General features: G+C 72.9%; 8 protein-coding genes. 1 reads left to right on the top strand and 7 read right to left on the bottom strand.

All coding sequences use genetic code 11. From position 1 onward, the window contains the following. Positions 1-472: 472 nt before the first annotated feature. From ACFVGS_RS27450 to ACFVGS_RS27425, 6 genes are all read right to left on the bottom strand, one after another. Entirely contained in the window at positions 473-1,639 is a 1,167-nt protein-coding gene (locus ACFVGS_RS27450; protein ID WP_385694143.1) for a lipid-transfer protein, read from the bottom strand. Further along, positions 1,636-2,031 carry a MaoC family dehydratase gene (locus ACFVGS_RS27445; RefSeq protein ID WP_385694154.1) on the bottom strand — a complete coding sequence of 132 codons (396 nt, stop codon included), beginning with the start codon at positions 2,029-2,031 and terminating at the stop codon, positions 1,636-1,638. Before ACFVGS_RS27445 ends, ACFVGS_RS27450 begins: the two co-directional genes overlap by 4 nt. A 74-nt stretch (positions 2,032-2,105) precedes the next feature. Next, entirely contained in the window at positions 2,106-3,146 is a 1,041-nt protein-coding gene (locus tag ACFVGS_RS27440) for an acyl-CoA dehydrogenase family protein (protein ID WP_385694141.1), read from the bottom strand. A gap of 1 nt (position 3,147) precedes the next feature. Beyond that, positions 3,148-4,146, bottom strand: coding sequence for a bifunctional MaoC family dehydratase N-terminal/OB-fold nucleic acid binding domain-containing protein (locus ACFVGS_RS27435; RefSeq protein ID WP_385694138.1), 999 nt, complete (start codon positions 4,144-4,146; stop codon positions 3,148-3,150). Then, the gene (locus ACFVGS_RS27430) at positions 4,143-5,315 is read right to left on the bottom strand and encodes an acyl-CoA dehydrogenase family protein (protein ID WP_384407524.1); all 1,173 of its coding nucleotides are present in this window, start codon (positions 5,313-5,315) and stop codon (positions 4,143-4,145) included. The genes ACFVGS_RS27435 and ACFVGS_RS27430 overlap by 4 nt, the downstream gene beginning before the upstream one ends. Before the next feature lie 219 nt (positions 5,316-5,534). Then, a complete protein-coding gene (locus ACFVGS_RS27425) occupies positions 5,535-5,840 on the bottom strand; it encodes a hypothetical protein (protein ID WP_384407526.1) in 306 nt (101 codons plus the stop codon). Between the two features lie 385 nt (positions 5,841-6,225). On the opposite strand from ACFVGS_RS27425, the gene ACFVGS_RS27420 reads away from it, so the two are divergent. Then, a complete protein-coding gene (locus ACFVGS_RS27420; RefSeq protein ID WP_385694135.1) occupies positions 6,226-7,143 on the top strand; it encodes a bifunctional DNA primase/polymerase in 918 nt (305 codons plus the stop codon). Positions 7,144-7,250: 107 nt separating this feature from the next. Here ACFVGS_RS27420 and ACFVGS_RS27415 read toward each other — a convergent pair whose 3' ends face one another. Further along, positions 7,251-7,655, bottom strand: a complete 405-nt coding sequence (locus ACFVGS_RS27415) for a hypothetical protein (RefSeq protein WP_384407530.1) — start codon at positions 7,653-7,655, stop codon at positions 7,251-7,253. Positions 7,656-7,660 lie beyond the last annotated feature (5 nt).

Below are 7,660 nucleotides of genomic sequence, written 5' to 3'. Positions count from 1 at the left end.
AGAGACAGCCCCCGGGGCGTGCGCGAAGGCCGGCGCCGGGGCCGGGGTGCCGCGCGCGGGGGCCGCCAGGAGGGCCGCGGCCGCCACGACCGCCGCGACGACGGCCAGGGCGGCCCGGGAGCCGGTCCCGACGCGGATGCGGGCCCAGAATCCGGTCCAGGTCCGGGTCCGGCTACGGGTACGGGTACGGGTACGGGTACGAGTCCAAGGCCAGGTCCGGGGTCCCGTACGGGGTCGCGGTCCGGCCCGGGTTCCGGACCTGGACCGGAGGGTCCGGGAACCGGTCCGGGTCCGGGGCCGGGACCCGGTCGGGTGTCGGGTACCGGTCTGGTGTGCGCCTCCCGGGCCGGGCCGGGTGCGAAGGCGGGGCCTGGTGGAGTCGGGTCCGGGCCGGGCGGGGTGCGGCGGGATGGTCCTCATGGCGCGAGTGAAAGGCGACCCGCCGCGCGCGGCCACCGCTGGGGGCGCGCCCTCAGCCGTCCGTGCCCAGGATCAACCCGGACGTGGGAACCCCCGTGCCCGCCGTGACCAGTGCCCTGGCCGCCCCGGGTATCTGGTTCACGGACGTGCCGCGGACCTGTCTGACCGCCTCCGCGATCCCGTTCATCCCGTGCAGATACGCCTCGCCCAGCTGGCCTCCGTGGGTGTTCAGCGGCAGCGCCTCCGCCGCCACGAAGTCGGCCGCCTCGCCCGGACCGCAGAAGCCGAACTCCTCCAGCTGCATCAGCACGAAGGGCGTGAAGTGGTCGTAAAGGATGCCGACGTCCATGTCGCCGGGCGCGAGCCCGGAGGTCCGCCACAGCTGTCGGGCCACCACGCCCATTTCCGGCAGGCCGGTCAGCCCGTCCCGGTAGAAGCTGGTCATCGCCTCCTGGTGGCGGCCCGCGCCCTGGGCGGCGGCCACGATCACCGCGGGCGGGCGGCGCAGGTCGCGCGCGCGTTCGGTGGAGGTGACGACGATCGCCTGTCCGCCGTCGGTCTCCTGGCAGCAGTCGAGCAGCCGCAGCGGCTCGGCGATCCAGCGCGAGGCGGCGTGGTCGGCCAGGGTGATCGGCTTGCCGTGGAAGTAGGCGGCGGGGTTGGTGGCCGCGTACCGCCGGTCGGTGACGGCGACATGGCCGAAGGCGTCCGGCGTGAGCCCGTAGGTGTGGAGGTAGCGCTGGGCGATCATCGCGACCCACGAGGCCGGCGTGAGCAGACCGAACGGCAGCTGCCAGCCGAGCGCCGCGCCCTCCGCGGACGGCTCGCGCCGCTGCACCCCGGAGCCGAAGCGGCGCCCCGAGCGCTCGTTGAACGCCCGGTAGCACACGACGACTTCGGCGACTCCGGCGGCGATCGCGAGGGCGGCCTGCTGGACGGTGGCGCAGGCGGCGCCACCGCCGTAGTGGACGCGGGAGAAGAAGGACAGCTCTCCCATGCCGGCCGCCTGGGCGACGGTGATCTCGGGGCTGGTGTCCATGGTGAAGGTGACCAGGCCGTCGACGTCGGCGGGGACGAGACCGGCGTCCTCGAGTGCCGCGTGCACGGCCTCCACGGCGAGGGTGAGCTCGCTGCGGCCCGAGTCCTTGGAGAACTCCGTGGCGCCGATCCCGGCGATGGCGGCCCGCCCGCCGAGGGCGTCCCGGGTCTGCAGGCTCATCGGGGCACCTCCACCGGCAGTTCGACGGTGACGCTGCCCGTCACGTGGTGGCCCAGGCGGTTGGCGCCGGTCACGCGCACCCGGACCGTGCCGGCCTCCACCTCCGTGACCGTTCCGGTCAAGGTCATGGTGTCTCCCGGGTAGTTGGGGGCGCCGAGCCGGATGGCGACCTTGCGGAGCACGGCGCCGGGACCGAAGCGGTCGGTGATGTACCGCCCGACCAGGCCGTTGGTGGTGAGGATGTTCATGAAGATGTCCGGGGAGCCCTTCTCCCTGGCCAGCTCGGCGTCGTGGTGCACGTCCTGGTAGTCGCGGGAGGCGACGGCCCCGGCGACGATCAGGGTGCGGGTGATCGGGATGACGAGCGGCGCCAACTCGTCGCCCGGCCTCACGACGGGCTCCGGACTGGGTTCCGCGCCCGGCCTCACGACGGGCTCCCCCGAGGCCTGCTTCGCGTTCTCGGGCTTCATGCGGGCTCTCCGTTCGCGAGCAGGTCGCCCAGTTCGGCGAGGAGTTCGGTGCCGCAGCCCAGGTACGCGTCGAGCTGGCGGCCCCAGAGGAAGTGCCGGTGCACGGGATGGTCGAGGTCCGCCCCCATGCCGCCGTGCAGGTGCTGGCCGGCGTGCACGACCCGCTTGCCCGCCTCCGAGGCCCACCAGGCCGCCGTCAGGGCGTGCTCGGCGGCGGGCAGGTCCTGGTCGTACCGCCAGGCCGCCTCGTAGGCGGTGACGCGGATGGACTCCGTGTCCATGTGCGCGTCGGCGGCCCGCAGCTGGACCGCCTGGTTCGAGGACAACGGCCGGCCGAACTGCTCCCGTACCGAGGTGTACGCCACCGCTCGGGCCAGCGACCCGGCACAGACCCCCGCCTGAAGGCCCGCGAAGGCGATCCGGGCGGCGGCGAGCACGTCCTCGTACGCCCCGGGGCCGCCGACCGCCTCCCCCGGCGTCCGTTCGAGGACGAGCTGCCCGGCGGACCACGGAGCGGTGAGCTCGACGTCCGCCACCGGCCCGGCGTCCTCGGTCCGGACGAGCCACAGGGCCCGCTGTCCGTCCGGTACGAGGACATGGGTGGCGTCCCGCAACCAGGGCACCCAGGCCACGGTGCCCGTGAGCCGGCCGCCGGCCTCCTCCCTCACCGCCCCTGCCCCGGGGACGGCCGGGAAGGCGCCCGTCACCACCGCCGAACCGTCTCTCAGCCCCGGCAGCAGCCGGGCCCGCAGCTCCTCCGTACCGTGCCGGGCCACGGCCAGGAGCCCGTACACGCAGCTCGCCGTGAACGGGACCTGCGCCGTCGTGCGCCCCTGCTCCTCGGCGAGCAGGACGAGCCCGAGGAGCCCGGTCTCCTCGACGGCGCCGGGCAGTCCGGCGGCGCACAGGGCCTTCCACAGCTCGGCGTCCGTGCCGGTGCCGGCGGCCGCGAGCCGCTCGTGCGTCGCGAGGTCGCCGAAGATGCGCGCGGCGAGCTCCCGGGCGGCCTGCTGCTCCTCGGTGGGGGTGAAGTCCATGTCAGCCCTCCCCTCCGGCCGCCGTCGGCCGGAAGACCGGCAGCTCGAGCTCCTCGTCCACCCGCAGGAACTCCAGCCGGACCGGCATCCCGATCCGCACCTTGTCGTACGGCACCCCGACGACGTTGCTGATCATCCGCACGCCCTCGGCCAGCTCGATCAGTCCCACCGCGTACGGAGGGTCGAAGGCGGGGAACGGCGGATGGTGCATCACCACGTACGAGTAGACGGTCCCCTCGCCGCTCGACTCGACGGTGTCCCACGCGCGCGATCCGCACGCGTTGCACCCGGGCAGCCAGGGGAAGCGCAGGCTCGCGCAGTCGGTGCACCGCTGGACGAGCAGCCGGTGCTCCGCCACGCCTTCCCAGAAGCCCGCGTTGTCGCGGTTGATCACGGGCCGGGGCCGCCGGAGCTCGGGCCGTGGCCTGGGCACGGGCATGGGCTCGGACCTGGGCATGGGCTCGGGGCTGGGCTCGGGCTGCGGGTCTCGCCGCCGGACCGGCGCGTACTTGAGGACGCGGAACCGGTGGGTTCCGGCGAGCACGCCGTCGGCCCGGACGTCCATGCGGGTGGTGATGAAGTGCCCGGTGCCGAGCCTGGTCGTCTTGCGCGGCGAGACCGACTCGATGACGGCGTCGAAGGTGATGACGTCACCGGGCCGCAGCGGTCGCAGATACTCCTGCTCGCAGTCGGTGGCGACGATCGAGGTGAATCCGGCCCCGTCGAGGAGGGCGGACAGCTCCTCGTAGGCCCCCGAGCGGTCCGGGTGCCCGGACAGACCGCCCATGGTCCACGCCTGGAGCATGGTGGGCGGGGCGACGGCGTCGGGCCCCTCGTACGCCGGGTTGGTGTCGCCCATCGCCTCGCACCAGTGCCGGATCATCGGCTGGTTGACCGGGTCCTTGCCGACGGAGGCGTTGGACGTGGACCGCCCCTCGTACGCCTTGAGCCGCTCGTACAGCACATCCGCGCCCGTGTCCCCGCTCCTCTCCGTGTTCATCGGCGCCCCCTCCCCTTCATGCCGAGCCGCATCGTCGCGACGATCTCGCGCTGCACCTCGCTCACCCCTCCCCCGAAGGTGTTGATCTGGGCGGCCCGGTTCATCCGCTCGAGCTCGCCGCCGTCGAACGCTCCCGGCGACCCCGCTCGGACCAGTCCGGCCCCACCCGCGATCTCCTGACACATTCGGTACACCTCGACCGCCGATTCGGTTCCCGCGAACTTCACTCCGCTCGCGTCCCCCGGCCCCAGCCGGCCCGCCCCCACATCCCCCACCAAACGCCAGTTGAGCAGGCGCGTTGCCGCCAGCCGGGCATGCGCTTCAGCGGCCCGGATCCGTATCCACGGCTCGTCAATCCGACGCCCGCCCGTCACCGGATCGGGGGTACGGGCGGAGCGCAGCGCGGCCGCGTAGAAGTCCTCGGCCTGCATGCCGATCGCGGCGAGCGCGACCCGCTCGTGGTTGAGCTGGTTGGTGATGAGTCCCCAGCCGCCGTGCTCGGGTCCGACGAGGTTGCCGACGGGCACGCGGACGGAGTCGTAGTAGGTGGCCGTGGTGGTCAGGCCGCCGACGGTCTCGATGGGCGTCCACGAGAAGCCCGGCGCGTCGGTGGGCACCAGGACGATCGAGATGCCACGGTGGCGCGGGGTTCCGGGGTCGGCGTCGGTGCGGCAGGCCAGCCAGATCCAGTCGGCGTTCTGGGCGTTGGAGGTGAAGACCTTCTGGCCGTCGATCAGCCAGGATCCTCCGTCGCGCACGGCCCGGGTGCGGAGGGAGGCGAGGTCGGTGCCGGCCTCGGGCTCGCTGTAGCCGATGGCGAAGACGGTCTCGCCGCGGAGGATGCGGGGCAGGAAGAAGCTCTTCTGCTCCTCGGTCCCGTACTTCATCAGGGTCGGGCCGACGGTGTTGAGGGTGACCATCGAGACGGGGGCGCCGGCCCGGTAGGCCTCGTCGAAGAAGACGAACTGCTCGTCGGGGCCTCGGCCCTGTCCGCCGTACTCCTCGGGCCAGCCGAGGCCCAGCAGCCCGTCGGCGCCCATCCGGCGCAGCAGGGCGCGCTGGGCGGCGGAGTCGGCGGGCGGTGGGGGGCCGTCGGGCATCACGTCGCGGAAGTACGCGCGGAGCTCGGCGCGCAGCCGTAGCTGCCGTTCGGTCGGGGCGAGGTGCACGGCGACGGCCTCTCGTGAGGAGGACGGGCTTTCCCTTCAAGGTTTTCTGACTGTTCGTCAGATTCGGCCAGAGCCGTGAGCCGTGTCAAGAACGCTGCGCACGACGGGCACCACCGCCACGGCGTACTCGCGCCCAACGGGAACGGCCCGCGCGGTCGGCACCGAAGTACCGCCGCACGGGCCGTCGTTCACCCCGCGATCATCCCCCCGTCGGGCCGGTTACCACCACGGATAGAAGTTGACCACCGCGTTGGACTGGTCGATGTGCGTGAAGGCGGAGCCGTTCACGCTCGCGGTGTTGTTCTGGTTGGAGGCGCCGGAGCCGGTCGCCACCTGCTGCGTGGTGGTGGAGTTGCCGCTGTTGTTGCCGCCGACACCGCTGCCGATGATCGTGGCGACGCTCGCATTCGATCCGTCGTTCGCGAATCCACCGTTGTCGGCCTGGGCCACCCCCGCGAAGAGCGCGGCGGCGAGGGGCAGGGCGGCGGCAGCGGCGAGAACGCGGGCGGTACGGATGCTTGCCATGTCTGTTCCTCCGGGAACTGAAGCTCTGAAGCGCTGAACTACTGCGCTGTAGGCACTGAACTACGCGTTTGACCAGGGCAGTTGGCCGACCGCCTCGGTCGCTGTGCTCGACGTCGCGAGATCAGAGTTGCCCACCGAATCCCCGGCGAACCACCCCGGAGCGGCCATTTCCCCCTCAAGCGTGATGACAAGTCGATAAACCCCCTTACTCACAACAAAAGCGCAGCTCACACGACTCACAGCGGGTCGAGGCCGGAGAGGCCGGGCCCTGCAAGAGAGGAAGCGTTTCGGCAGTTTTTCAGCCAATCCGCCCCTCCGCTTTTCCGTTCCCAGATCGACCCCGGAGCCCCTTCCCTTTATCGAACTTGTGTACGAAAATGAAGGCATGGCCGCTTCTGCCCGGCAGACCGCCGCCCTTGCGCTCGCCCATGCCCTGACCGCCGCGGAGCGCGGGCTTCCCGTCATCCCCCTGTCCCGCACCAAGCTGCCGGCGCTGCGCTCGCCGCACCGTGGCGAGCAGCCGGGCGAGCACCGGACCGTGCCGTGCCGAGGCGAGTGCGGACGGCCGGGCCACGGCGTCCACGACGCCACCACGGACCCGCTCGCCGTACGCGCCCTCTTCGCGGCCGCCCCCTGGGCCACCGGGTACGGGATCGCCTGCGGGCGCCCGCCGTACCGGCTGATCGGCGTGGACCTCGACGTGCGGGAGGGCGGACCGGACGGTGTCGCGGCGTTCGAAGCGCTGGCCCGCCGACACGGGTTCACCGTCCCGCCGACCGTCACGGTCCTCACCCCCGGCGGCGGCCGCCACCTCTGGCTGACCGGCCCGCCCGACACCGTGGTCCCGAACTCGGCGAGCCGGCTGGCCCCCGGCGTCGACATCCGCGGCGAGGGCGGCTACCTGGTCGGCCCCGGCTCCGTGACCCCGCGGGGCACGTACCGCCTCGCCCCGGGCACGGCCGACCTCTCTCCGGCCCCCTGCCCCACGGCCCTGCTGCCCCTGCTGGCCCCGCCCGACCCGCCGCGGGACCCCGGGGCGGCCGGCCCGTCCGACGGCGGGCAGGGCCTGATCCGCTTCGTCGAGGCCGCCCCTCGCGGCCAGCGCAACACCCGCCTCTTCTGGGCCGCCTGCCGCGCCTACGAAACCGGTCTCGCCCCCACCCTCCTTCCCCGCCTCACCGAAGCCGCCTTGAGTACGGGCCTGCCCGCACCGGAGATCCACGCCACTCTCGCCTCGGCAGCCACGATCACCGCACGGCCGGGATGCCCCGGCACCCGGCCGAACGACGCCGGAACGGTGTGACCGGCCCCCGCACGTCCGAGGCGGCCAAGCGCGAGACGACGCAGACGCCCCGTCAGATCCGTGGTCCAACGGGGCGGTGTGCGGTGTGCGATGTGCGCCGTAGGCGCCTACCGGATGTTCAGCGGGACCTCGTCGCCCTCGGTGAGGCTGTCGAGCGGGATCGCCCTCTCGAACGTCTGGGCCTTCTTCCCGGGTGCCTTGCACGTGACTTCGACCGTGAGGCTGAACGGCGAGTCCAGCGGGACATCGAGGGTCAGGGGACCGAACGTCGCCCTGCGGTTGGCCGGATTGTTGGTGGGACCCGACGCATCGTCCTCATCGCTGTCCAGCGATACCCGGGTGGGGACGGACTCGTTGGGGGCCGGGAACGCGTTCTTGCAGGTCACCTTCCCCTTGAAGGACACCGCGCCGACTGGTGGCGCCGCCGAGGCCGGACCGGCCGCCAGAAGACCGCCGACCAGCACCGCGGTGAGGACCGAGGCCGTGGAGATGCGGGACGTGCGCATAGACATGGGAG

The sequence above is a fragment of the Streptomyces sp. NPDC127114 genome (assembly GCF_042677525.1).
GTDB lineage: Bacteria > Actinomycetota > Actinomycetes > Streptomycetales > Streptomycetaceae > Streptomyces.
The sequence above is the reverse complement of the archived record's forward strand: the minus strand, read 5'-3'. Positions and strand labels throughout refer to the sequence as shown.

What these genes read in the sequence shown, in the direction of transcription:
- ACFVGS_RS27415 (WP_384407530.1), bottom strand. Translation starts at nt 7,655, where the DNA reads ATGTCTATGCGCACGTCCCGCATCTCCACGGCCTCGGTCCTCACCGCG.
- ACFVGS_RS27450 (WP_385694143.1), bottom strand. Translation starts at nt 1,639, where the DNA reads ATGAGCCTGCAGACCCGGGACGCCCTCGGCGGGCGGGCCGCCATCGCC.
- ACFVGS_RS27425 (WP_384407526.1), bottom strand. Translation starts at nt 5,840, where the DNA reads ATGGCAAGCATCCGTACCGCCCGCGTTCTCGCCGCTGCCGCCGCCCTG.
- ACFVGS_RS27435 (WP_385694138.1), bottom strand. Translation starts at nt 4,146, where the DNA reads ATGAACACGGAGAGGAGCGGGGACACGGGCGCGGATGTGCTGTACGAG.
- ACFVGS_RS27420 (WP_385694135.1), top strand. Translation starts at nt 6,226, where the DNA reads ATGGCCGCTTCTGCCCGGCAGACCGCCGCCCTTGCGCTCGCCCATGCC.
- ACFVGS_RS27440 (WP_385694141.1), bottom strand. Translation starts at nt 3,146, where the DNA reads ATGGACTTCACCCCCACCGAGGAGCAGCAGGCCGCCCGGGAGCTCGCC.